This window comes from Paenibacillus sp. J14 (genome assembly GCF_000518465.1).
In the GTDB taxonomy this organism is placed as follows: domain Bacteria; phylum Bacillota; class Bacilli; order Paenibacillales; family Paenibacillaceae; genus Fontibacillus; species Fontibacillus barengoltzii.
On sequence record NZ_JADQ01000041.1, the window covers coordinates 18,298 to 43,259 of the forward strand.

The 24,962-nt window shown below is 52.8% G+C and carries 27 protein-coding genes and 1 pseudogene; 23 read left to right on the top strand and 5 right to left on the bottom strand.

Annotated features, from left to right (window positions below; all coding sequences use genetic code 11):
* Nucleotides 1–21: 21 nt before the first annotated feature.
* From M891_RS0115345 to M891_RS0115365, 6 genes and pseudogenes are all read left to right on the top strand, one after another.
* Entirely contained in the window at nt 22–519 is a 498-nt protein-coding gene (locus M891_RS0115345; protein ID WP_028539463.1) for a (2Fe-2S)-binding protein, read from the top strand.
* A complete protein-coding gene (locus tag M891_RS0115350) occupies nt 516–2,831 on the top strand; it encodes a xanthine dehydrogenase family protein molybdopterin-binding subunit (protein WP_028539464.1) in 2,316 nt (771 codons plus the stop codon). The genes M891_RS0115345 and M891_RS0115350 overlap by 4 nt, the downstream gene beginning before the upstream one ends.
* An 83-nt stretch (nt 2,832–2,914) precedes the next feature.
* Nucleotides 2,915–3,067 (top strand): annotated as a pseudogene (locus tag M891_RS26175) (XdhC family protein); the annotation flags it as partial.
* A gap of 264 nt (nt 3,068–3,331) precedes the next feature.
* Nucleotides 3,332–4,066, top strand: a complete 735-nt coding sequence (locus tag M891_RS25855) for an XdhC family protein (protein WP_232228356.1) — start codon at nt 3,332–3,334, stop codon at nt 4,064–4,066.
* A complete protein-coding gene (locus tag M891_RS24695; protein ID WP_139816690.1) occupies nt 4,059–4,685 on the top strand; it encodes a nucleotidyltransferase family protein in 627 nt (208 codons plus the stop codon). The genes M891_RS25855 and M891_RS24695 overlap by 8 nt, the downstream gene beginning before the upstream one ends.
* Before the next feature lie 60 nt (nt 4,686–4,745).
* Nucleotides 4,746–5,036: a hypothetical protein gene (locus tag M891_RS0115365; RefSeq protein WP_028539466.1), complete on the top strand. Its 291-nt coding sequence runs from the start codon at nt 4,746–4,748 to the stop codon at nt 5,034–5,036.
* 80 nt (nt 5,037–5,116) lie between these two features.
* Here M891_RS0115365 and M891_RS0115370 read toward each other — a convergent pair whose 3' ends face one another.
* Entirely contained in the window at nt 5,117–6,607 is a 1,491-nt protein-coding gene (locus M891_RS0115370; protein WP_028539467.1) for an MFS transporter, read from the bottom strand.
* Nucleotides 6,608–6,753: 146 nt separating this feature from the next.
* On the opposite strand from M891_RS0115370, the gene M891_RS0115375 reads away from it, so the two are divergent.
* Together M891_RS0115375 and M891_RS0115380 are read left to right on the top strand one after the other, a co-directional pair.
* Entirely contained in the window at nt 6,754–7,203 is a 450-nt protein-coding gene (locus M891_RS0115375; protein WP_028539468.1) for a MarR family winged helix-turn-helix transcriptional regulator, read from the top strand.
* A 4-nt stretch (nt 7,204–7,207) separates the two neighbouring features.
* On the top strand, nt 7,208–7,723 hold the full coding sequence (locus M891_RS0115380; RefSeq protein WP_028539469.1) for a GNAT family N-acetyltransferase: 516 nt from the start codon (nt 7,208–7,210) through the stop codon (nt 7,721–7,723).
* 236 nt (nt 7,724–7,959) lie between these two features.
* On the opposite strand, the gene M891_RS0115385 is transcribed toward M891_RS0115380, so the two are convergent.
* Nucleotides 7,960–8,520 carry a GNAT family N-acetyltransferase gene (locus tag M891_RS0115385; protein WP_028539470.1) on the bottom strand — a complete coding sequence of 187 codons (561 nt, stop codon included), beginning with the start codon at nt 8,518–8,520 and terminating at the stop codon, nt 7,960–7,962.
* Between the two features lie 150 nt (nt 8,521–8,670).
* Here M891_RS0115385 and M891_RS0115390 point away from each other — a divergent pair, with 150 nt between their 5' ends.
* The 15 genes from M891_RS0115390 to M891_RS0115460 all read left to right on the top strand — a co-directional run bounded on the left by M891_RS0115390 (nt 8,671) and on the right by M891_RS0115460 (nt 22,836).
* Entirely contained in the window at nt 8,671–9,096 is a 426-nt protein-coding gene (locus M891_RS0115390) for a DMT family transporter (RefSeq protein WP_028539471.1), read from the top strand.
* A 41-nt stretch (nt 9,097–9,137) separates the two neighbouring features.
* Entirely contained in the window at nt 9,138–9,836 is a 699-nt protein-coding gene (locus M891_RS0115395; protein WP_028539472.1) for a Crp/Fnr family transcriptional regulator, read from the top strand.
* A 14-nt stretch (nt 9,837–9,850) separates the two neighbouring features.
* Nucleotides 9,851–10,339, top strand: coding sequence for a DMT family transporter (locus M891_RS0115400; protein WP_028539473.1), 489 nt, complete (start codon nt 9,851–9,853; stop codon nt 10,337–10,339).
* Nucleotides 10,340–10,364: 25 nt separating this feature from the next.
* Nucleotides 10,365–10,763, top strand: a complete 399-nt coding sequence (locus M891_RS0115405; RefSeq protein WP_028539474.1) for an NUDIX hydrolase — start codon at nt 10,365–10,367, stop codon at nt 10,761–10,763.
* An 18-nt stretch (nt 10,764–10,781) separates the two neighbouring features.
* Nucleotides 10,782–11,258, top strand: coding sequence for a GNAT family N-acetyltransferase (locus M891_RS0115410; protein ID WP_028539475.1), 477 nt, complete (start codon nt 10,782–10,784; stop codon nt 11,256–11,258).
* Nucleotides 11,259–11,453: 195 nt separating this feature from the next.
* On the top strand, nt 11,454–15,131 hold the full coding sequence (locus tag M891_RS0115415; RefSeq protein ID WP_028539476.1) for a nitrate reductase subunit alpha: 3,678 nt from the start codon (nt 11,454–11,456) through the stop codon (nt 15,129–15,131).
* Nucleotides 15,121–16,668, top strand: a complete 1,548-nt coding sequence (gene narH, locus M891_RS0115420; protein ID WP_028539477.1) for a nitrate reductase subunit beta — start codon at nt 15,121–15,123, stop codon at nt 16,666–16,668. The genes M891_RS0115415 and narH overlap by 11 nt, the downstream gene beginning before the upstream one ends.
* Nucleotides 16,661–17,236, top strand: coding sequence for a nitrate reductase molybdenum cofactor assembly chaperone (gene narJ / locus M891_RS0115425; protein WP_009223280.1), 576 nt, complete (start codon nt 16,661–16,663; stop codon nt 17,234–17,236). Before narH ends, narJ begins: the two co-directional genes overlap by 8 nt.
* Nucleotides 17,223–17,921: a respiratory nitrate reductase subunit gamma gene (narI, locus tag M891_RS0115430; RefSeq protein ID WP_016312187.1), complete on the top strand. Its 699-nt coding sequence runs from the start codon at nt 17,223–17,225 to the stop codon at nt 17,919–17,921. Before narJ ends, narI begins: the two co-directional genes overlap by 14 nt.
* A 26-nt stretch (nt 17,922–17,947) precedes the next feature.
* Complete coding sequence (locus M891_RS0115435) at nt 17,948–18,406, top strand: GAF domain-containing protein (protein WP_028539478.1); 459 nt, start codon at nt 17,948–17,950, stop codon at nt 18,404–18,406.
* Nucleotides 18,403–19,464 carry a sensor histidine kinase gene (locus M891_RS0115440; RefSeq protein ID WP_028539479.1) on the top strand — a complete coding sequence of 354 codons (1,062 nt, stop codon included), beginning with the start codon at nt 18,403–18,405 and terminating at the stop codon, nt 19,462–19,464. Before M891_RS0115435 ends, M891_RS0115440 begins: the two co-directional genes overlap by 4 nt.
* Before the next feature lie 43 nt (nt 19,465–19,507).
* On the top strand, nt 19,508–20,155 hold the full coding sequence (locus M891_RS0115445) for a response regulator (protein ID WP_036700661.1): 648 nt from the start codon (nt 19,508–19,510) through the stop codon (nt 20,153–20,155).
* A gap of 14 nt (nt 20,156–20,169) precedes the next feature.
* On the top strand, nt 20,170–20,688 hold the full coding sequence (locus tag M891_RS0115450; RefSeq protein WP_028539481.1) for a hemerythrin domain-containing protein: 519 nt from the start codon (nt 20,170–20,172) through the stop codon (nt 20,686–20,688).
* 193 nt (nt 20,689–20,881) lie between these two features.
* Nucleotides 20,882–22,384, top strand: coding sequence for a nitrate/nitrite transporter (locus tag M891_RS0115455; RefSeq protein WP_036700671.1), 1,503 nt, complete (start codon nt 20,882–20,884; stop codon nt 22,382–22,384).
* Nucleotides 22,385–22,422: 38 nt separating this feature from the next.
* On the top strand, nt 22,423–22,836 hold the full coding sequence (locus M891_RS0115460; protein ID WP_028539483.1) for a hemerythrin domain-containing protein: 414 nt from the start codon (nt 22,423–22,425) through the stop codon (nt 22,834–22,836).
* Between the two features lie 68 nt (nt 22,837–22,904).
* Here M891_RS0115460 and M891_RS0115465 read toward each other — a convergent pair whose 3' ends face one another.
* The 3 genes from M891_RS0115465 to M891_RS25860 form a co-directional block, all read right to left on the bottom strand.
* Nucleotides 22,905–23,411, bottom strand: a complete 507-nt coding sequence (locus tag M891_RS0115465; protein WP_009223288.1) for a DUF3231 family protein — start codon at nt 23,409–23,411, stop codon at nt 22,905–22,907.
* 215 nt (nt 23,412–23,626) lie between these two features.
* Nucleotides 23,627–24,529: an aldo/keto reductase gene (locus M891_RS0115470; RefSeq protein WP_009223289.1), complete on the bottom strand. Its 903-nt coding sequence runs from the start codon at nt 24,527–24,529 to the stop codon at nt 23,627–23,629.
* Between the two features lie 237 nt (nt 24,530–24,766).
* Nucleotides 24,767–24,962: hypothetical protein (locus tag M891_RS25860; RefSeq protein WP_028539484.1), on the bottom strand; the 196-nt coding region annotated here is incomplete at its 5' end.

The following is a 24,962-nucleotide window of genomic DNA, read 5'->3' on the forward strand; positions in this document are numbered from 1 at the left end:
AAAGGAAGAAGGTGCTGCCTCATGAACGGCGGACATAACCATAACCTTAACTCTAGTTTGACGTTAACGATTAACGGCGAGGACGTGACCTGGAACGGAGAGCCAACCGCTTCGCTGGCGGACGTCATCCGTGAAGGGCAAGGCCTGACAGGGACAAAGATCGGCTGCCGCACCGGCGAATGCGGGGCTTGTACCGTGCTGCTGGACGGCCAACCGGTCGTCTCTTGCCTGGTGCCGGTCGCTTCCGCCCAAGGGCAATCGGTGGAAACGATCGAAGGCTTAGCCCGACATCCGGAGTTCCGGGAGCTGGAGCAAGCGATGCAGGAATATGGCGGCGTACAGTGCGGTTTTTGCACGCCGGGGATTATGATGTCTACTTGGGCTTGGCTGCAAAATCCCGATTTGTTCGGCGGCGACATCGGCGCGGCGCTGAAGAACAACCTGTGCCGCTGCACCGGTTATCGCGGCATTATGGAAGCGGCGGAGCACGTCCTGGCCTCGAAAGGAGCCGTGCGATGACGACAAATAGCCAACAGCAAGCTAGCAAATCGCAAGACGCCAAGGTCATGAACCCGGCTGACCCGAATCCTTCGGCTCGGCAAGGGAATCCGACGTTAAAGCAGAAGCCGCTGGATTTGAAGTCCAAGCTGGAAGGGCAGACCCGTTACTTGCACGATCTGAATTTTCCGGGGCAGCTCGTTGGCGCGATTTACCGCAGCCCATTGGCCCATGCGCGGATCAAACGGATTAACGTGGACAAAGCACGCCAGGTGGAAGGCGTACATGCTGTTATCACGGCAGATGACGTACCTAACCATAAATATGGGCCGACCAAATTCAAAGACTGGAATATTCTCGCCCGCGATCGCGTGCTCTTCATCGGTGACGAAATCGCTGCTGTTGCGGCTGAGACGAAAGAAGCAGCCGAGCAAGCCTTGGCCTTGATTGAGGTGGAGCTAGAGCCTCTGGAAGGCGTATTTGACCCCGAAGCAGCGATGGCTCCCGGTGCTCCTCAGATTCATGAGGACGTGGAGCTGAACCGACCGATGAAGGTAGATGTCTCGCGCGGTGATGTGGAAGCCGGGAAGCAGAAGGCGGCCGTCGTCAAAGGCGGGCGTTACATCTCGAACCGCATTTATCAGGGGCATTTGGAGCCGGTTGGGGCGATCGCGCACTGGTCGGAGGAAGAGGGCGTCACCATTTGGGCGCCTTCCCACATTCCGTATCGGGCGCGGGAAGCGTATGCGGCCGGGTTTGGCTTGCCGGAGGACAAGGTGCGGATTATCGTGCCGCCGATTGGGGGTTCTTTTGGCGCCAAATACGTTCTGAAGGTTCATGTGATCGCAGCCGCCTTGGCGATGGCGACAGGGCGGCATGTGAAGATCATTTTGGATCGGTATGAAGATATGATCACGGCCCATCCACGGGTTCCATTGACTTTTGACATTGAGATCGGGGCAGATGCGGAAGGGAATTTCGTGTACAAAGATCTGACGGTATATGCCGATGCGGGCGCTCGTGTCTATTGGAGCCCTAACGTCATTGCCACCGCCTGCACCCGGCCCGACAACATTTATCATTTCCATAATGTGAAGTCGACGGGGTACCTGGTGTACACCAACAATAGTCCCACGACATGTATGCGCGGGTTTGGCAATGCGGAGATGCTATTTGCCGTGGAAAGCGTGATTGATGAGATTGCGCTGGAGCTGGGGATGGACCCGGCTGAGCTGCGTCTCAAAAATATCGTTCACGCCGGCGACACCACGCTGCACGGGTATCGTCTCGATACATGTAATTTGGAGGCGTGCATCGAGAAGGTGAAGGAGCTGTCCGGTTGGGAGCGGAGAAACGAATTGCCGCCTTACCGGGGCCTTGGCCTAGCGGTGGCCAATCACGTCTCGGGCTTCCGTGCGATCGATCCGCGGTTTGACGGCTCAACGGCCGTGATCCGCGTGAAACCGGGCGGATTCGTGGAAGTGGAAACCGGCGAAATCGAGTTGGGCCAAGGGATGTCGATGACTTACGCCCGCATCGCCAGCCGCGTGCTGGGGATTCCGGAAGACGGGATTTTAGTAAAATCCGGGGATACCGGGCGGTATCCGTTTGGCATCGGTACGCTGGCTTCTCGCAGTACGGTTATGGGCGGTAATGCGGTGCAAAAAGCGGCGGAAGCGCTGGTCCGCGAAATCGAGAAGCTGGCAGTTGAAGCGCTGGGCGAAGGCGCGGTATTTAAAGACGGCGTCGTTCAATATAGCGGTAAGACGTATTCCCTTAGCGATGTCGCTGATTGGTTCCGGGCTCGTCATGCCGGCGAGGAGCTTACGGTGAAGGAAAGTTATGTGCCGGATACCGAGCTGCCGGACGCCACCTATTTCGGGCATCCATCGCCAAACTATCCGTTTGCGGCGCATGTTGCTGAGGTCGAAGTGGATCCGGACACTGGCCGCACGAAGGTCGTCGGATATTGGGCAGTACATGATTCCGGCACGATCATTCATGAAACGATGGCGAAGGGCCAAGTGCTGGGCGCCGTAGCCCAAGGCATCGGCTGGGTGACGATGGAGGACTTGATCGTCCGTGAAGGCAGAGTCATGAACCCTTCGATGATGGACTACCGCATGCCGGGGGTTAAGGATATGCCGGATGTTCAGGTGCATTTCGTACAGGAAGCCGATCCGCATGGTCCATTCGGAGCGAAGTCCTTAGGCGAAGTGGCGCTGGACCCGGTTCCGGGCGCGATTGCCAATGCAATCGCCCATGCCACCGGTCGGCGCGGTTATGTGCTGCCATTGTCGGCAGAACGCGTGTGGAAATCGTTGCAATCCTAAGGGTGTAAGGGGGGGCCGTTCCAGAATGCGACTAGACGGCCCCCAGATTGAAGACGGGAGATGACATGAACATGGAGGAGCTCATGCTTGCGTTAGACGCCTGTCTGGCCGAGCGTCAGGCGTGCGTTGTTGCCACAATTGTAGATGTGGACGGCTCCGCCTACCGCCGGGAAGGCGCGCGTTGCCTCATCCATGCGGATGGCGAGGTGACGGGCATTCTGAGCGGCGGCTGTATTGAGGAAGACTTGCGCGAGCATGCCCAAGAGGTGCTTCGCATCCTGGAGCCGCGCAAGCTGCTCTACGACTTCCGCATCGGAGAAGACGAGGTATGGGGCACCGGCCTCGGGTGCAACGGGGCGATCACGGTGTGGCTCGAGCCGTTTGATCCGGTCCGCGCGCCGAACGTGGCGGCCCGGATCATCGGCGACCTGCGGCAGCGCGTAGAGACGCGCGAGCCGTATGTGGCGGCGACGGTGATCGGTTCCTCCGATCCCGCCGCCGTGCCGCCCGGCACGCGCCGCACGCTTGCCGGCGCGGCCGAAGCCGCCGGCCTGCTGGGCGCGGGCCGGCGGGCCGGGCTGGTGCGACGCACCGAGGGCAGCACGCAGCTGGAGCTGCTGCTGGAGCGGGTCGCACCGCGCCCGGAGCTGGTCATCGTCGGCGTTGGCGACGATGCGCGTTTGCTCTGCAGCCTGGCGCGCCGGCTGCAGTGGCGGGTGACCGTCGCGTACCATGCGACGGGGAAAGCGACGCGGGAGCGGTTTCCTGCAGCGGACGAGCTGCAGATTATCCCGCGCTTCGCGTTTGAGCAGGTCGACGTCCGCGGCAAATACGTCGTCGTCATGTCACATAACCTGGACCTGGATCGGGAGGCGGTCCACCGGATGCTCACCCCGGAGGTCAAGTATGTCGGCCTGGTTGGCTCCAGCTACCGGCTGAAGAAGATTTTGGAGCCGATACGTCAGCCTGGCGAGCCGGAACGCAAGATCGACCCTGCGCTGCGGGATAAGCTCTATTCGCCAGTAGGGCTGGACATCGGTGCGGAAACCCCTGAAGAGATTGCGATGAGTATCTTGGCAGAAATTACCGCAATCAAAAATGGACGCTCCGGCGGGTTTCTGCGTGATCGGAAAGGGGCCATCCGCGGGGGAGGAACTGACGCTTCATTGAACGCTTCGACTTCGAGTCCATCATTTCTTGACGAACCTGCCTTTCCGGAGTCCTGCCGTGTCTAAGCGCAGAGCTGGGTCAGGAGATGTATGGGCGTTAATCCTCGCGGGCGGCGCTTCCAGGCGTATGGGCGAGCCGAAGCTGCTGCTGCCAGCACCGCGCGGAAATCTGCTGCAACAAACGATGCACCAGGTGTTGGCGGCAGGAAATGTTCAGATGGCGGTAATTACCGCGGAAGGCGGACCGCTTCGCCAAGAAGATACGGAGAGTGTGCCGGTGGAATGGCTGACAACCTCGCAGGCCAATCGGGGGCTTGGCGCCTCGCTGGCGGCTGGAGTCCGGCAGCTAGAGGCGCGTTATGCACCTGCAGCGATTCAAATCATCTTGGGCGATCAGCCGGAGATCTCACCGGATGCGATACGGCAAGTGACGGAAGTGTTCATCCAAACCGGAGCCGAGATTGTGCAAGCGCGTTATGATGATCGACCGGCGCATCCCGTATTGTTTGCAGCGCCGTTGTTCCCTGAGTTGACTAAGCTGGACGGTGACGTTGGGGCCAAAGAGCTGCTGCAGCAATACAGAGAGCAAATCGTTGAGGTGAAGATTTCGGGAAATGCCCCCCGCGATATCGACACGCCGGAGGAATATGCGAGATACCGAGAGTCAGCTTTTTCTAAAATTTGACTTCGCTGCTGCGACACGATACGCTTAGATCATCAATCTATTGCGTGAGGGGGACAGGACATGCCGCTGATCTATCACTTTGATCCGGAGCAAGTCCGCATTCGTGAAACGGTAAATGAAGAGGACGTAGAATTCGAGTTGACTTTCCTGCAGAACGAACCGCTGTTCTCGAACATGCGGGAAGTGCAGAAAAAGTTCGAGGATAATGACGTATACACGGATGTCTTGTTCTACTTGAATCAGGATCAGGAGCGCCAATACCGGATCATCGTTCGTAAAGATTTTTATGATGATTTTCTGCTTGCCTTAATGAAATACCGCATAGTGAACAAGCTTGAGTGGAAGGACTAAGCTGATGACAGTCCTATATATAGAAGCAAAAAAATCCGTAAGGGTGTCATTCATACCTTTACGGATTTTTTGCTTGCAGGTTAGTGCGTCGAATGCACCCGTTCCCTCCATTGAGCTCGTTTTGCGGCCCAAAACCGCCAGCCGGTCAAAAGCGCGACGACGAGACAGATGGTGGCGGATGTCATGAACACCACACGCATGCCGGACAGGAACAGGTCGGGACGATCCGGCACCAAGCCGGTGACGCGATGCCCCGCGCGACTGCTCATGACGCTAAATAAAGTTGTGGTCGCAACGGTAATGCCGACAACCATCCCCATATTGCGTACGAGCGAGTTGATGCTGCCGGCGATACCCAGCTGAGTTTTCGGGACCTTCGACATGATGAGCGAGTTATTGGGTGACTGGAATAGACCATTGCCCAGACCAAGCATCGCGATCCACACGCCCACCAAGGCCATCGAACTGCTGTCGTGTAAACGGGCCAGCCCGATTTGCGCAATTACCATGACGATGAGTCCGACGAAGGTCAGCAGCTCGGAGCCGATTTTATCGGACAATGCACCGCTCAGCGGGGCGACGATAACCATAACGATCGGGAACAGCATCATAAGGAACCCAGCATGAGAAGGCGAGAGGTTTAAGATGCTTTGCGTATAAAAGGGCGCGATGATATTAAAGCAGAAGTTGGCGACAAACACCAGGAAGCCGGCGAGAATACTTAAGCTGAACAACGGATTGCGGAATAACGTCAGTTGAAGCATCGGTGCTTCACTGCGCGTCTCGATCCACAGAAACACGAAGAACACGACAGCCGCCAGCACGAGCGCACCCACAATTCGGATGTCCTGATACCCGATCTGCTGGCCAAGCAGCAAACCGCTGAACAGTGCCAGAATAAAGACGGGGAACAGCGTGCTGCCCGCTTTATCGATTTTCACCTTCAGCTTGGTTCGGTCCGCCGGAAGCAGCTTCCAGCCGATGACAATCGCGATCAGGCCAACAGGAACGTTCACCCAGAAAATATATTCCCAGCCAAAGGCCGATACGATCACACCGCCAAGACTTGGGCCCGTGATACTGCCGAGCGACACGAAGGTTCCGGTGAAACCAAGCGCTTTGCCTCGTTCAGTGGCCGGGAAGATGTCGGTGACAATTCCCTGGCTGTTGGCCATGGTTAGCGAGGCCCCAAGCGCTTGCAGCAGCCGGGATCCAACAAGCAGCGGCAGGTTATGGCTAAAACCGCACAGCAGAGAGCCCACAGTAAAAATCACCATGCCCCATTTGAACACCTTGATTTTACCGACAATATCTCCAAGCTTTCCGAAGAACAGAATGGCCGCACAGGTCATCATCAAGTACGCAGAAACGATCCATTCCGCTTGAGCCACGGAAAGATGCAATTGTTTGGAGATCACAGGCAGAGCAATATTGACGATGCTGCCATCCAGCGTCGACATAAACGTAAATAAATTCAACACGATCAGAATCAACCAACGTTTCCGTTGAATGTCCGGATCATCCTGATAAGAAGTTGTGCGTAGGTCAGAACGTGGAGTCGTCATATCCATATCATTTCACACCTCTCTCTTCTCCATCCAAATTTGTTGCATCTGCAACCATTTTAAGCAATCCCAGTGTACTCCAATTTAGTTGCGAGCGCAACTGATTTCAGTTAAAATTTTCATAAATGAGATTTGTAAAAGAGGTGCAGGTCATGAACTACCCTTCCGTTGGGAAACTGATCTCCTATCTGCAACGGATCAACCAGAAGGAAGTCACCGCCTTGTTGAAGCCGTACGGGATCGGCGGAGGCGGAAACCACAGTTATCTGCTTGCAATATTAGCGACACCCGGGTTAAATCAAGACCAGTTAACGCACTTGGTGAAGTTTGATAAGGCGACCACAACCCGCTCCGTTAAGCAACTGGAGGAGGCCGGTTACATCGAACGGCGCGTGAATGAGCAGGACCGGCGGTCAATCTTGTGGTATCCGACGGAAAAGGGAAAAGCTTTCGAGCCAACGCTTCGGCAAATTTTAGCCGACTTTAATTTCCGACTGACGGCTGTGTTAACCGAAGAGGAAACAAAGCAACTCGAGCATTTACTTACGAAGATTTACGAGAGCAAGCTGAAAAACGACGAATATCCTTCAAAAAGCAGGTGAACCCATGGATTTGCAGATTCGGACAGGACGTCCCGAAGATTTGGACGAGATCATGGAAATGCTGCAGCGTTGCATTCAAGTGATGCAGGAAGGCGGCAGCGATCAATGGAATGAACATTACCCGAACCGGGACGTGTTAGCGGATGATTTACAGCGCGGGGTGTTGTTTGCTGCAGAAGCACAGGGGAAAGTCGCTGCGATCGTCGTTTTAGATGAAGAACAAGACGATTTGTATGAGACGATTGCATGGAAAGATACCCAAGGCCCTCATTTAATCATGCACCGGTTGGCTGTGGACCCCCGGATGCAAGGGCAGGGCATCGCCCGCCGGATGGTTGAGTTCGCTGAAGCTTATGCCCGTGAGCAAGGTTACCGCAGTTTGCGGCTTGACACCTATGCCCGGAACACCGCCGCCTTAAAATTATATCGCGGCCTTAGTTATGAGCAGCGGGGCGAGGTGCGTTTTCCAGGGCGAATAGATGTGTTTCCCGTGTTTGAAAAGGTCCTGGAGACGTTGTGAATCCCCAATGGTGAAGAACTAAAGGTAAATCGTATTGTTAATTCTCGTAATTTACGCTAATCGGGGCAATTAACAGTAAATCCTGCCTTTAATTTTGCCAATTTTCTCGAATACACGGGGTTTGATCGAATTTAGCAGTACTTTTTGCAGTTAGTTCAAACAATAACGCCAGTTGGTGGAAAATGAACGGTAGTTTTTACTGTTATTGCACCATTTGCGTCCTATTTTCCCTGAAGTTACTGCCCGCGAAATGAACGATGATGAAACGAAGTGATATCCTGAAACAGCGATTGACCGTCATCGGTCACGGTGAACTGATGATTAAGCGGGAGATACAGCGCCCGATACGGCTCGGGAACCCAGATATATTGATGGACGTAAGGTGTGGCAATAAATCCGCAATGGATCCAGAAGCGGAGGCGCTCCCGGTTCGTATCCGTGTCATCGGCTTCCGCTTCAATAATGATCGCCTCAGCGTGATGTTCAAACATGGCTAAGTCACGGATATCTGCGAAGAACTGAGTGCCAAAGCCTTGTCCTCTTACATCTTGACGCACGGCCATATAATCGAGGATCAATCGCTTGTGTCCCTGCTTGCTGCTCAGGCCGGTGACGCCCATCGCTACCGCTTCGCCGTCTAACAGCCCTGCGTGCAAGCTGGCGATTCCGCGATCCAGCATGCTCTTCAGCACCTTTACAGGCTTGGCACCGTGCGGGAATGCTTCGCGATAGATGGGTTCGAGCTTGTCCCACCAAACGTCATCCCATTGGTTTAAGGTTGTGAATGTCCATTGCATTTTGGGCCCCCCATTTTAGATGTACGGTTACTTCTATTTTATCCTTCCACCGGCATTCAGGACATATGTCCTTTCCAAACGGCAGAAGATATCCTTTAATTAGGTATTGATATAAAGGATCGCGAAGATTCGAGAACGAGGAGAGAGACGATGAGGGGTTTGTTATTTGCGTTTTTGGCCGGGGCGTTCATCACCTTGCAAGGGGTGGCCAATACAAGAATCAGCGGCGAGATCGGCACATGGCCGGCGGCAGCGTTGACTCAATGTACCGGCTTTGTCGCGGCTTTGCTGATTTGGCTGATGATTCGTGACGGGGGGCTGAACGACTTGCGCAAGGTGAAGCCGCTGTATATCAGCGGCGGGGCCTGGGCAGCGATTATTATTTTTAGCAATGTCACGGCGATCCAGCAGGTTGGAGTCACTTTGACGATCTCAGCGGTTTTGATTGCCCAGTTGTGCATCACCTTTCTGATTGATAGCCTAGGTTGGTTTGGTGTACCGAAGCAAAAAATGCGGCTGCCGCAGTTTATCGGAATCGGCTTGATGATTGCGGGAGTAATTATTCTTAAATTTTAAAGGATGAGTGAATGGCCCAAGCCTCAAGGAGGAGAACGGATATGAAAGAAGTGGCAGACCCGGACCTGCTAAATGACTATATCGAATCGTATGGACTTCAGAAGGTATTTCCCAAAGCGTTGCTGCCTTATCTGACGCTTCACGGGTTTGACCAAGGAGAGCTGATTTGCACGCAAGGCGAGCCATCGCATACCATGTACGTGCTGGTTCGGGGGAAGATCAAAATCTATAACACCTCTCCGGAAGGCCGTAGGCTGGTCATTTCTTTTAAGAATCCGCTGGAGATCATCGGGGATGTCGAATACATTCGGGATGGGGATATCATCAATACCGTTGAGGCTGTGTCCCCGGTTCACATGATCGGGGTAGAGTACCGTTGGCTGCGGAAATACGGTGCGGATCATTCGCCGCTGTTGCATTTTTTACTGGACATTATCACCAAGAAGTTCTATATGAAATCCAGCTCGATGAGCTTTAATCTGCTGTATCCGGTGGAGATCCGCCTGGCGAGTTATCTCTTGTCTGTATCTTTCGACGAAGCGGATGCGCGGTTTCAGGGGAAACTCGGCACCGCCGATTTGGCCGATGCGGCTAATTTGATCGGTACCAGCTATCGCCATTTGAACCGGGTGCTGCAGAAATTCGCGGCGTTAGGTTTGATCGAGCGAAGCCGCGAGGGCATCACGGTGAAGGATCGGGAAGGGCTTCACAAACTGGCGAGCCGGAATATTTACGAATAGGGGGACGGAGAGACGTGCTGTTAGGAATAATGTTCGCATTGACTGCCGGAGCGTTGGTGGGGATGCAAAACGTGTTTAATACGAAGGTGAATGAGCAGACCGGCAATTGGACGACGACGACGCTGGTGTTAGCTCTGGGGTTCGCCGCCTCCTTTGTCATTGGACTGATCGTTGAAGGAAAAGGAATGTTTACGTCATTACCCGGGATGCCGGTTTGGTTTTGGTTCAGCGGCTTGATTGGGGTGGGCGTTGTTACTTGCATGGTACAGGGTGTCAAACTGTTGGGGCCAACGTATGCTGTAGCCATCGTGATGACTTCGGAGTTAGGGTTTGCCTTGTTGTTTGATTCGCTAGGTTGGCTCGGCTTACAGAAGGTGCCGTTTACGCTGAACCAACTGATCGGCGTGTTAGTGATTATCGGCGGCATCTTCGTATTTAAGCTGGGCGGGGGAAGCGAGAGCGAGGAGGAAAGCTCTGTTCGGAAGAGAGAAGCTTTGAATTAAGCTAGGAGTTAGGGGGCGTCAAAATATGGAGGGAAACATCGATAAAATCGCCTGGATTCACCTGCGGAATGGTCGCATGTTAAATGTCCGTTCGAAGGGGAAAGAGCTGTTTTATATACCAGGCGGCAAAAGAGAACCAGGCGAGTCCGATCACGAAACTTTGCAACGAGAGATTCAAGAGGAGTTATCCGTGACTGTAAAGCCGGAGACGATCAACTACTTTGCAACGTTTGAAGCGCAAGCTGACGGCAAGCCGGAAGGGATACTTGTACGGATGACCTGTTACTTTGCGGAGGTCGAAGGCGAGCCTCAACCCGCTTCCGAGATCGAGGAAATGGCTTGGCTTAGCTATGAGGAGCGCGTTCGGACATCGCTGGTCAGTCGGATGATCTTCGGCAAGCTCCATGAGATGGATCTTCTATAACGGAAGGATGGACGACCGATGATCATTAGACCTATCCAATCGAAGGATAATGCAGAGATTGAAGCGGTGATCCGCGATTGTCTGATCGAGTTCGGCGGAAACCGGGAAGGGCTGGCTTGGCAGGACGACAGCCTTCGCGCGCTTTCCCGCTATTATGAGCCAGTTGGAAGAGCTTACTGGGTCGTGGAGAAAGATGGCCGGGTGATCGGAGGAGCTGGGATTGCCCCGTTTGCTGATTCCAGCGAGGTGTGCGAGCTGCAGAAAATGTATTTGCGGCAAGAAATCCGCGGGACCGGGATCGCAGCCCAGTTGCTGGCGACCTGCTTAGACTTTGCCAAGCGTCATTATAAGCAATGTTATCTGGAAACGCTGCAGACGATGGAGGCGGCGAACCGTTTTTACCGCAAGCATGGCTTCCGGAAGCTGGAAGTTCCGCTAGCCGGCTCCGAGCATTTTGCCTGTGACGCCTGGTACATGATGGATCTTCATTCCTAACGAATACCGAAATTTGTTCTTCAAAAAACGCCATTTGGGCGTTTTTTTGTCGTTATAGGGCGTTCACCGACAAGCCGAGGGAATTCCCTGATGGGAAAGCAAGTGAAATTCGTTTCATAATGGAGTCAGAAGCTCGAATACCATTGATTCCCCATCAAAGGCATTCATTTGGGCGATGAAGGAGTGAACACTTCCGTGAAACGAAGATCAGGACTTAGCTTTTTTAAGAAGCCGGAAACGATCTCGGGGAAATGGACCAAGATCGAAGAGAAAAGCCGGGAATGGGAAAATATGTACCGCGGCCGCTGGTCGCATGATAAAGTTGTGCGCACGACGCACGGGGTGAACTGCACCGGCTCTTGCAGCTGGAAGGTGTTCGTGAAGAACGGCATCATTACCTGGGAAAATCAACAGATTGATTACCCGTCCTGCGGACCGGATATGCCCGAGTTTGAACCGCGCGGCTGCCCACGGGGCGCCTCGTTCTCGTGGTACGAGTACAGCCCGTTGCGGGTGAAATACCCTTATATGCGCGGGAAGCTGCTGCGCTTATGGCGCGAGGCGATGACCAAGTCTCAAGGGAATCCCGTGCAAGCTTGGGCGAGCATCGTGGAGAATCCGGAAGCTGCAAGATCCTATAAGCAAGCTCGCGGGAAAGGCGGACATGTTCGCGTGACCTGGGAAGAAGCGTCCCAGCTGATTTCAGCACAAATCCTTTATACCATTAAAAAATATGGGCCTGACCGGATTGCTGGATTTACACCGATTCCAGCGATGTCGATGATCAGCTATGCATCGGGCGCGCGGTTCATTTCATTGCTGGGCGGCGAAATGCTTAGCTTCTACGACTGGTACGCTGACCTGCCGCCGGCTTCGCCGCAAATCTGGGGCGAGCAAACCGATGTACCGGAATCATCCGACTGGTATAACGCCGGATATTTGATCATGTGGGGCTCCAATGTGCCGCTCACGCGGACCCCGGATGCCCACTTTATGACCGAAGTTCGCTACAAAGGAACCAAGGTGGTGTCCGTAGCGCCGGACCATGCGGAGAACGTCAAATTTGCCGATAACTGGCTCGCGCCGCATCCGGGTACAGACGCTGCGGTTGCCCAAGCGATGACCCATGTCATCCTTGACGAGTTCTATGTGAAGCGCCAAGAACCGATGTTCTTGAATTATGCCAAACAATACACGGACATGCCGTTCCTCATTTTGTTGGATCCGCATGAAGGTGGATATAAGGCCGGACGTTTCCTGCGGGCCAGCGATCTGGGGCAGGCGACGGAGCATGCCGAATGGAAGCCGGTCATTTACGACGAGGCGGCTGGAGAGCTGATCGTTCCGAACGGAACGATGGGCCAACGTTGGGAGAAGGACGTGAAGTGGAATCTGATTCTGGAGCGGGAAGACGGCACCCGGATCGAACCGGCGCTGTCAGTCGAACCGCACGGCGGAGAATGGACAGAAATCGTCTTCCCTTACTTCGATGCGGCAGGCAACGGCACGTTTACTCGGTCGATTCCGGCAAAAACGGTCACTTTGGCAGACGGCAGCACCCGATTGGCTGCGACTGTCTTTGATTTGATGCTTAGTCAATATGGCGTGAACCGCCCTGGCAGCACCCATACCGCCAAAGGGTACGATGATGCGGAATCGCACTATACGCCTGCATGGCAAGAGCGCATTACCGGTGTGAAGGCATCGCTGGTAGTGCAAATCGCACGCGAGTTCGCGCAGAACGCGCTGGATACTGGCGGCCGTTCGATGATCATCATGGGCGCCGGGATTAACCACTGGTTCAACAGCGATACGATCTATCGCTCCATTCTGAACCTGGTTGTGTTGACGGCATCCCAAGGCGTGAACGGCGGCGGCTGGGCCCACTATGTCGGGCAGGAGAAATGCCGCCCGATTGAAGGGTGGTCGACAATCGCGTTTGCCCGCGATTGGCAGGCACCGCCGCGGCTGCAAAACGCGACTTCGTTCTTCTATTTTGCTACAGACCAATGGAAATACGAGGAGATGAGCGCGGAATCGCTGAAATCGCCAACCGGCGGGGAGATTCCGTACCGTCATCCAGCGGACTACAATGTGCTGGCTGCCCGACTGGGCTGGCTGCCTTCGTACCCGCAGTTTAATAAGAACAGCCTATCGTTCGCCGAAGAAGCGGCGGCTCAAGGTAAAACCGATAACGCGGACATCATCAAGCATGCTTACGAGCAAGTGGTGTCAGGCGAAACGAAGTTTGCGGTGGAAGACCCGGATGCGCCGGAGAACTTCCCGCGTACGCTGTTCGTCTGGCGGTCGAACCTGATCTCCAGCTCGGCGAAAGGGCAAGAGTTCTTCATGAAACATCTGCTCGGCACGCATAACGGGTTGTTATCCAATCCGAACGAAGAGGAGAAGCCGGAGGAAATCGTTTGGCGTGATGAAGTGGAAGGCAAACTGGATCTGCTAGTGGCACTGGATTTCCGGATGACAGCGACCCCGATGTACGCTGATATCGTCCTGCCTGCCGCAACCTGGTATGAGAAGATCGACCTTTCCTCAACCGACATGCACCCGTTCGTGCATCCGTTTAACCCGGCGATCGATCCGCTGTGGGAATCGCGGACGGACTGGGATATTTACCGGTCGCTGGCCAACGTCTTGTCTGAGATGGCGAAGGAACATATGCCGGGCGTATACAAAGACGTAGTTTCCTCTCCGCTGGGTCATGACTCGATGGCTGAAATTTCCCAGCCATATGGGGAAGTGAAGGATTGGAAGCGCGGTGAAGTCAAGCCGGTACTTGGCAAAACGATGCCTAGCTTTAGCGTGGTTGAGCGCGATTACACGAAGATCTACGACAAGTACATCACGCTGGGACCTAACCTGGAATCTGGCAAGGTGGGCGCCCACGGGGTCAGCTTCTCCGTGAAGGAAGAATACGAGGAACTGAAAAAGATCAACGGCGCTTACACCGATGATACGATCAAAAACGGTCGTCCGAAGCTGCGTACCGCAAGACAAGCGGCCAATGCAGTGCTGCACCTGTCCTCGGCAACAAACGGCAAAGTTTCGCAGAGAGCTTGGGAATCTGCTGAACAGGATACCGGCGTGGAGTTGAAGGATATCTCTGCAGATCGTGCGGCGGAACGCATCACCTTTGCGAACATTACCGCACAACCTCGCGAGGTCATCCCAACTCCGGTATTCAGCGGTTCGAACAAATCAGGACGCCGGTATTCGCCGTTTTCAACGAATATTGAACGGTTGGTGCCGTTCCGGACATTAACGGGACGCCAGCATTTTTATCTGGATCATCAGATCTTCCTGCAATTCGGTGAGGCGCTGCCGGTTTACAAACCAACGCTTCCGCCGATGGTGTTTGGTCCACGGGACAAACAGGTTGAGGGCGGCAAGGATGCACTTGTCCTGCGCTACTTAACACCGCACGGGAAATGGAACATCCATAGCACCTATCAGGATAACCTGCACATGCTGACCCTGTTCCGCGGCGGGCCTACCGTCTGGATCAACAATGAGGATGCCGAAGCGCATCAAATTAACGATAACGATTGGCTGGAGGTCTATAACCGCAATGGCGTTGTTACGGCTAGAGCCGTAGTCAGCCACCGGATGCCCAAGGGCACGATGTTTATGTATCACGCCCAAGACAAACACATTAATGTTCCTGGTTCGGAAATTACGGGTGAGCGAGGCGGCAGCCATAATGCGCCGACGCGAATCCATTTGAAGCCAACTCAGCTCGTTGGGGGCTATGCCCAGCTTAGCTATGGTTTCAACTATTACGGACCTATCGGCAACCAGCGCGATGTGTACGTTGCCGTGCGCAAACTGAAGGAGGTTGACTGGCTTGAAGATTAAAGCGCAAATCGCCATGGTGATGAACCTGGACAAATGCATCGGCTGTCATACCTGCAGTGTGACCTGTAAGAGCACCTGGACGAACCGGGAAGGCGCCGAATATATGTGGTTTAACAACGTTGAAACGAAGCCGGGGATCGGTTATCCGAAACGTTGGGAAGACCAAGAGCATTACAAAGGCGGCTGGACGCTGCGTAACGGGAAGCTGGAGCTGAAATCCGGCAGCAAGCTGTCCAAGATCGCGCTCGGTAAAATTTTCTATAACCCGGATATGCCGGAAATGAAAGACTACTACGAGCCTTGGACTTATGATTACGAGAAGCTGACGAATTCGGGTGAGAAGAAGCACCAGCCTGTGGCCCGTCCGAAATCCGCCGTCACCGGCGACACGATGGACCTGGATTGGGGGCCAAACTGGGAAGACGATCTGGCCGGCGGCCATATCACCGGACCAAAGGACCCAAACATCGAGAAGATCGAAGAGGACATCAAGTTTAACTTCGAACAGTCGTTTATGATGTACTTGCCTCGTCTATGCGAGCATTGCTTAAATCCAAGCTGCGTGGCTTCCTGTCCATCCGGCGCAATTTATAAACGCGATGAGGACGGCATCGTCCTCGTCGACCAGGAAGCTTGCCGCGGCTGGCGTTATTGCATGACGGGTTGCCCATACAAGAAGGTTTACTTTAACTGGAAAACCAACAAAGCGGAAAAATGCACATTCTGCTTCCCAAGAATCGAAGCAGGACTTCCAACCGTGTGCTCCGAAACCTGCACCGGACGTATCCGTTATCTCGGCGTGCTGTTGTATGATGCGGATCGCGTGCAAGAAGCGGCATCTACCCTAGATGAGAAGGATTTGTACGAAGCTCAGCTAAGCCTGTTCCTTGATCCAAATGATCCGAAAATCATCGAGCAAGCCCGCAAAGATGGACTTTCTGAGGAATGGATCGAAGCGGCGCAAAATTCGCCGGTCTACAAGCTGGCCATCGAATATAAACTGGCCTTCCCGCTGCATCCAGAATACCGGACGCTGCCAATGGTGTGGTACGTACCGCCGCTCAGCCCGATCATGAGCCATTTTGAAGGCAAGGATTCGATTCAGAACCCGGATCTCATCTTCCCGGCAATTGAGGAAATGAGAACGCCGATTCAATACCTGGCGAATCTGCTGACGGCTGGGGACATGGAAACGGTAAAAATCGCTCTGCAACGGATGGCAATGATGCGCCAATACCAACGCGCACAATTCTCCAAGCAGCCGTTTGACGAGAAACGATTGGATCGCGTGGGGCTGACCGCACAACAGGTTGAAGAAATGTACCGTTTGCTGGCGATCGCGAAATATGAGGATCGGTTCGTCATTCCAACCTCGCATAAGGAGGGGTACATGGACCCGTACCGGGCCCAAGGCACCGCCGGATTTGGCATGGATTGTGACGGCTGCGGTCCTGCCACTCCGATTCCGGCGAGCACCGGCAAGAGTGGACGGGATCTGTATGAACAAAACTTCTATGGGGGGATCTGGCGTGATTGATCTGGTGAAACTGGATGCACATCGCGAGTTGTTCGGCTTTTTTGCCGGGCAGCTCGTTTACCCCGACAAGGAGACGTTCGCTTCCATTCAGGAAGGTGGGGAAGAGGCTTTCCCTGCTTCCGTCATGGAGCCGGTGTCGAAATACCGGGAACAGATGCTTGCACGAAGCATGGAAGAGATCGAGGAGCTTTACGTCGATACATTTGATTTTGAGAAGTCGTCAACGCTGTATATGACGTATTTCAAATATGAAGATTCTAAAGACCGCGGACAACTGCTGACCTCGCTTAAATTGGTTTACGAGATGTTTGGCATGGAGATGGTGGACCGGGAGCTGCCGGATTTTCTGCCGCTGATGCTGGAGTTTTTGTATGCGGCCGATTGGCTCCATCATCCGCATGGCTTGATGGCGATGCAGACGGTAATCTCGATTTTGGAGGACGGCACTTACCAATTAATGAAGTCACTGGAGTCGAAGGGGAACCCTTATTATCCATTAATCAAAGCCCTTCGGGAAACGTTTAAGCTGTGTTTGTCGCAGGAGGTGAAAGTCCATGAGCCTGTTTGAGCAATTTCTATGGGTGATTTTTCCCTATCTCTGTGTGGTCACGTTCGTGGTGGGGCATATCTTCCGTTACCGCTACGACCAGTTTAACTGGACGGCCAAATCTAGTGAGTTCATCGAGAAAAAACGGCTGATGCTCGGCAGCCTCCTGTTTCATATCGGGATTATCCCAGTTATTATGGGTCACGTGGCCGGGCTGGGGATTCCGAAGGCATGGATGAATGCGATTGGCGTCAACGAGCATTTGTATCATATCGGGGCGATGTATGGCGGTGGATTTTTTGGCGTGGTGACGTTTGCCGGAATGCTGATTCTGACAGCCCGTCGATTGACGATGAAAAACGTGCGCCGGCTCAGCTCCGCATCGGATATGATCGTTAACGGTTTGCTGCTGTTTATCGTTTTTATGGGGATGTACTCTACGCTGGTGACAAATAACGTGCAACCGGACTTTGACTATCGGGAGACGATATCCATTTGGTTCCGTAACCTGCTGATCTTGCGTCCGGAAGCCAGCTATATGTCAGAGGTGCCGATCACGTTTCAAATCCACATTTTAGCAGGTTTTATCATCTTTGCTCTGTGGCCGTTTACCCGGCTCGTTCATGTGTGGAGCGTACCCTTGAATTATGCCCGGAGAAGCTATATCCTTTATAGGAAGAATCGCTCGCACTCTGCGGGACGTTAAGGATTTGAGATTAGGGAGACGAGTTCATGAAACCAACCTCCGGTTGCTACCAGGTGATGATCGATCAATTAAGAGAGCAAATGGGGTATGATTTTGTGTCGCTGGCCTTTGCGGAGTCGGCGATCAACGACTTTGTACTTACCTGGAAATACGCTTCAGGCAATTTGAATAACCGCTACAAACGGATCGTTCTCCAGTCGGGGAAGGGGGTTGCCGGCATCGTGTTCAAAACCGGCAGCCCCATGCTGGTTCCCCGTGTAGACGAAGTGCTTCAACCGCAAGAGCAGTACAATTTTCCGATCTTACTCTCGGAGCGATTGACCAGTTTGGCTGCGCTTCCGCTGTATTTGGCGGATCGGGTGGAAGGCGTGCTCTTGGCCGGTTACCGGGGAGAGCAACGGATGTCCCAGGAAGATTTGCTCCAGCTGTATGAATGGCTGCAAGGCCAGTTTGGTGATTTTGAGATCAAGGAGCTGATCCCATGAATCCGTTATCCTTGAACATACCCATCGAGCTTCTGCAGAAGCAGTATGAGCAAAGCTCCGATGCTATCATATTCTTTGATGCACAGCATCGGATTATTGCGATGAATCCTCAGGCCGAGAAGCTGCTGGATCGCCGGGTGCTGGAGGAATCAGCAGACACCGAGCACAACGCTTTTTGCTTCTCGTGCCGTGGATATACTAGTGAAGATGAACCGATGTCCTGTATCAATTGCTATCTTTCCAACACCAAGAAGGATTTTAGCTCCTTCCAGCTCTATTTGGAGACCAAGACGAAAGGCGTCGTCCCGTTTTCGGCCAGTTTTCAGACGGTGGACCAAGAGTCGGGGGTTCGGGTGCTGATCTTGCGCGATCTGACGAATCCCATCATGACGCAGCAAATGCTGAACCGCAATACTATGATGAAGAGCATTATTAAAGCTCAGGAGGATGAACGCAAGCGGATCTCCCGCGAGTTGCACGATAGTGTCGCTCAAGAGTTGATCAGCTCGCTGGTGGATCTTCGGGTGTTGAAATATTTGAATGTGCAAGAGGAAGCCTTGCAGAAAATCCAACAAACGGAGGCTTCGCTCACCCGATTGTTGGAGCAAATTCGCAATCTATCGGTGGAGCTGCGTCCAGCCTCCTTGGACGATCTTGGTCTGGATGCGGCTTTTCGTTCGCATTTCAAATGGATTGAGAAGAACTACGGGGTCGTCGTGCGTTTTGTGGCGGAGCTCGGCGGGCAGCGGTTTAACAGTGAGGTTGAGACAGTAGTCTACCGGGTATGTCAGGAATCCGTGCTTAACGCACTGAAATATGCCAACGTTGACGAAGTTGACGTACGTTTATTTGCTTCCGAGCATACGCTGGAGCTTGTCGTTTCCGATCAGGGAAGCGGATTTGACGTGAATGCAAACGATCCGAAGGGAACCGGACTTGGCATATATGGGATGAAAGAACGGGCAGAGCTGGTCGGCGGAGAGATCACTGTGACTTCGGAGCGGGGGAAAGGGACCACCGTTCATTTACGAATTCCGTTGGCCGCCGTCTCCCCGTAAACGGTGCTGCAAGAACGAAAGCTTGGATAGGGAGGTATGGATCGTGAAAGTGGTAATCGCGGATGATCATGCGGTTGTTCGAAGCGGGTTTGCGATGATTATTAATTTTCAAGAGGATATGGAGGTCGTGGCGACGGCCGCAGACGGGATCGAAGCATACAAAATGGTAGCCAAACACCGGCCTGACATCCTGTTGATGGATCTCAGCATGCCTCCAGGCGAAAGCGGCTTGATCGCGACGGCCAAAATCCATGAGGATTTTCCCGAAACGAATATTATTATCCTCACGATGCACGATGACGAGGAATATTTATTTCATGTGCTTAAGAAAGGCGCCAGAGGGTATGTCTTAAAAAATTCGCCAGATGAGCAACTCGTCTCAGCCATTCGCATGGTGCATCAAGGAGGGGTTTATATCCATCCGAAGCTCGCCTCCTCCCTTGTCCGAGAATTCGTTAGCCAAGATCAGCAAGCCGATGAGAACAACCCTTACCAGCTGTTGTCTACCCGTGAGGTTGAGATTCTGCCGCTGGTCGCCAAAGGCTACGGAAATAAAGAAATCGCTGAAATGCTGCACATCTCCGTCAAAACGGTAGAGGCCCATAAAGCCAAAATTATGGAGAAGCTGAATTTGAAATCAAGACCTGAGCTGGTGGAATACGCAATTAAGAAGAAGCTGCTGGATTTCTAATGGAGGCCTATGACATGGAACGAGGAACACTGTTAAATGAAACGCCCGCCATGCGTATTCTAGAGAACGAGCACCGTTATTTGGCTAGTTTGATGAACGAATGGCATGCGATTGTACTGGACTTTCAAAACGACCGCTACTCCGGGGATCAGGCGACGCAGCAGTTCGCGCTTCTTCAGGAGCTGTTACATGAGTTTAAAGCGCCTTTGCGCAAGCATTTTCATAAAGAAGAAACGTACTTTTTTCCGAGATTAGGTCAACATATTGGGTATGACCAAGGGCCTCTCGTGTCTATCGAACAAGAGCATGAAGAGATCTTCGCTTATATCGATCATTTTCTTCACCATGCCAACAGTGAGCATTCGCTGGAGGAAATGAAGGCTTTGTGCCGAGACGCAGGGGAAGCGTTTGAAATTTTGACGGTGCATTTCGTGAAGGAAGAAACCGTCTTATTTCCAATGACCAGGCAGGTCATGAGATCGGCGGAACAAGAGCAGTTGAATCAGGAACTTTACACGTTAATTGTTGAATAGTTTTCCAATAAAATGTACAGCCCATAATCATTATCCAATGGTTATGGGTATTTTTGTGACCAAACCGGGCGGATAGGGAGTTTCCCTGGGCAAACGGGGGAAAACCCTATACAGGCCCCCAAAGCGGATCAGCTACAATATGAGTGGGGAAATCAATGGTCATTCAGAAGTCATTTTGGAAAAGGTGAGCGATTTGATAAAAAAAGTTCAGTTACCGCTACAAACACTCAATTTGATCGTCGGTTTTGCCGTATGGGTCATTATCTCGTCCCTCGTATCCTTTATGGGAGAGGACATTCAGATCCCAGCCGATAAGGTCGCGATCATTACGGCTATTCCTGTCGTATTGGGTTCCGTTTTACGTATTCCGCTGGGGTATTACGCGAATATTTTCGGGGCAAGGTTGGTTTTTCTAATTAGTTTCATTTTGCTGTTGTTTCCAGTGTTCTACATTAGTGAGGCGAACTCTTACGTCGATTTGATCATCGGCGGGCTGTTCCTCGGCATCGGCGGCGCCGTCTTCTCCGTAGGCGTCACTTCGCTGCCGAAATATTATCCGAAGGAGCGTCATGGTCTGGTCAACGGCGTGTACGGTCTCGGGAATCTCGGGACGGCCGTGACTTCGTTCTCCGCACCGGTCATCGCGACGCAAATCGGTTGGTCGGCGACGGTCAAGCTGTACTTGATCCTTCTGCTTGTTTTTGCAGCGCTAAATCTTTTCTTTGGTGACCGTAAAGAGCCGAAGGTGAAAACGGCTATGATGGAACAAATCAAAGGCGTTTATAAGAATGAAAAGCTTTGGTTGTTCTCGCTGTTGTACTTTATTACGTTTGGTTCGTTCGTTGCGTTTACCGTCTATTTGCCCAATTTCCTGGTGACGAACTTTGAACTTACCAAGGTGGATGCAGGGATGCGTACCGCCGGATTTATCGCTTTGGCGACCTTTATGCGTCCGGTTGGCGGCTGGCTGGCGGATCGGTTTAATGCTTTGATGCTGTTGATCGTCATCTTTTCCGGGTTTACGCTTGCGGCTATCGTGCTGGCGTTCTCACCAACATTCACTTTGTACACCATCGGTTGTCTGGTAATCGCAATTGTTGCCGGTGCAGGAAATGGTGTCATCTTTAAGTTGGTTCCACAATATTTCAATAAGCAGGCCGGGATCGTCAACGGGATCGTGTCCATGATGGGCGGCCTGGGCGGATTCTTCCCGCCGCTGTTATTGTCCTATATCCATTCGGTAACCGGTCAGTATTCCATCGGTTTTATGCTGCTGTCGCAGGTCGCTTTAGCCAGCTTGATTCTCGTACTCTGGATGATTTATTCCGATAAGCTGAGTTTGTCTTCGGAAGTCTTCAACAATACAGCGCAAGGGATTCTGGTCACTGACCCGAAAGGTACCATTGTGGCTGTGAATCCGGCGTTTACTGCCGTAACCGGGTTTAGTGAAGAGGAAGCATTAGGGAAGAAGCCGAATATTCTGCGAGCGAATCGACAAGCCCCGGATTTCTATGACCGCATGTGGAAGAGCATTAAAGAAACTGGCATGTGGCAGGGGGAGATTTGGAATAAGCGCAAAAACGGTGAGATCTACTTACAGTGGCTAAATATCAGCACGGTTAAAGACGAAACCGGTGAGGATATCCGCTATGTCGGAACGTTCTCTGAGCTTCCAAAGGGAAAGGCGGAGAAGTAACGAATCCAGATTACATCAGAGAATAGGGGGAGAGTCCAATGCCGGTTGGTCCATCGCTGCGGCAACTCCATGCTCATCAGGCCATTCATGACGGCGGCTTGGCAGGGGCGAAGTCGAAAACGGAGGAAGTTGCGGGTTTCTACGCCAGCGGAGATCTGGAGTTGGCAGAGCAGGCAACGAATGAATTGTTGGGATACTGGGAGTCGCGGATTCTAAGTCATGCGGATGCAGAAGAAGACGGCTTCTATCAAGAAGTAACTGAGAAGAATCCAGACCTCCAGGAGGCGGTCGTGCAATTAAAACGCGATCATGAACTGATGCGAATCGTCGTTCGCAGCATTCACCAACAGCGAGAGACCTCTGGTTGGAGCGAGGCTATTTTGCACAAGCTTTATGCTTTGCTGGAGATTAATGAACTCCACAGCAGGGAAGAAGAAAGGTTATTGTTTTAATGAAATAGGAAAAAGCGATTAAGCAGCGGGTCTGTTTAATCGCTTTTTTCATGACTTGTAAACACGAATTACTCTGGTTTTTTGAGTTGCAGAGGCGGAGGAACCAGCCAGCCCTTTTCCTTGCTCATCCGTAAGATTCTAAGCCCCAATGCGGTTTTGGTGGCGTGGTATTTTGCAAACAACGCGCCGATATCCTCTCGGATCGATAACCCCATGGCTCCGCTGCAACCGGCCAAAGAAGCTGCAGTATCCATGGCGATTTTCGCGGCGATTTCTGCATCGGCAAATCTGGCTCCTGGTGGAATATCCTCAAGCTTCGTTTCCGGTCGTTCCGGCAACATGGGGGAGGGGGTGATCCCATTGTCCGTCAACAGCTTGTCCAGTTCTTTAATCTCCAGTTTAGCCTGATCCATCAGGTCCTTTAGAATCTCTTTCAGATCTTTGTCACCCGCATGGTACGTGAACAGCTGGTAGCAGGATAACATCATTTTTGCTGCCATCGAACTTTCCCATATCGTGAAAATTTCGCCGTAGTGCATTGGCTCATGCTTCGGATTCCCGTCTAACACACCCATGAAGAAATCTCCTTTGCTTCGTCATTTTGCTTACCGCAAGTAGTATGTCTCCTTAAGTCGTGTTGTATGAAGCCGAAACTATGGGGCTAGTAAGGAACCGTGACAAATGATTAGAAGCCGCATAAAAAACAGACCCTTTGGTGAGGGGCTTCCCGTCACTAAACTCGAGTTAGCGAGGATGCTGTTCACTTATAGGGCCTGCTCTTATTTTGAGATTAACGGTGCAACGTATATTGATTCGCTTTACTTAAACTGCGAATCAGTTCAACTTCTTTCGTACTTAATTCGGGAACTTCTGCAGCAGCAAGATTTTGCAGCAGCTGCTCGCGTGAGCTGGCTCCCGGAATGACCACGGCAACCGCAGGATGGGCGAGGGAATAGCGGATAGCCAACTGAGTAAGGTTGCGCTCCGGCGTCTCCAGGTCCTGTAGTTTGCGGCGCAGTTCACGGAGTTCATCCAGCTCGTAATCCAGCACACCTTTAGCGGGTTCGCGGTTCGCTGCCAGCGCACCGCTGGCTAATGGCCCTCGAGCTATTACGCTGATCTGATGCTCTTGCAGCAGGGGGAACACTTCTTCTTCGCCGCGCCGGTCTACGATACTGTACTGATTCATGACGCTGACGATGGACGAGCGAGAGACATATTCCCGGATGACATTCGGACGAATGGAAGATATCCCATACTCGCGGATGACGCCTTCCCGCTTCAGTTGTTCAAACGCTTCGATCGTGTCATCGATGGGATCCTCGATCGTTCCGCCGTGCAGTTGGTACAAATCGATATAATCCGTGCCGAGCCGGCGCAGGCTATCTTTCACTGCCGAGAGGATATACGATTTCGATGCATCCCAGACCCAGCCGTCTTGTCCAGGAATCCGCCGATTTCCGACTTTGGTTGCCAGAATGACGCGATCCCGGCGCCCCTTAATCGCCTTGCCGACGATTTCTTCATTGGTTCCGGCATCGTACAAATCAGCTGTGTCGAGAAAATTGACGCCCCGGTCCAACGCCTCGTGAATCAGGCCAATCGCTTTGGATTCTTCCGTCCCTAGCGACATGCATCCCAGCCCGATTTCACTGACAATCAGCTCGGAGTTGCCTAAACGGTTCATTTTCATTTTCTAGACTCCTCGTATAGTATCTTTAAAAAGCTCTTTTAGGTTCATTTCCATCCCCCCGGGGGATGGAAAACAGCCTCCAAATTTTCAGCTTGTTCTTTGAAAATTCTATCAGGGACTGGACTTTCCGGTATGCCTCTGGACAATGGAACGTAGGGTCCATTCGGGGAAATCCTTCTGCCTCCAGTAGCATCGTCTACTCCTTAAGTCTGTTTCTCCGGTACGCGTCTGAGCTTCTTACCCGCTGGCTGTTCCCTTCGGCATCCCATGCCCGGTTTTAGCAGATCCGGGGCAGCTCATGGCCCGAAGTGTGTCCTCATACGCGAGGGTGATAGATCTGCGCGTGCGCCGGAGGCATCCCGGAGCGTCCATTCCCTGAATCCCTAGCGAAAGGAGGAATTTCACTTGAAGCTTTTTGTCGGTATTGACGTGA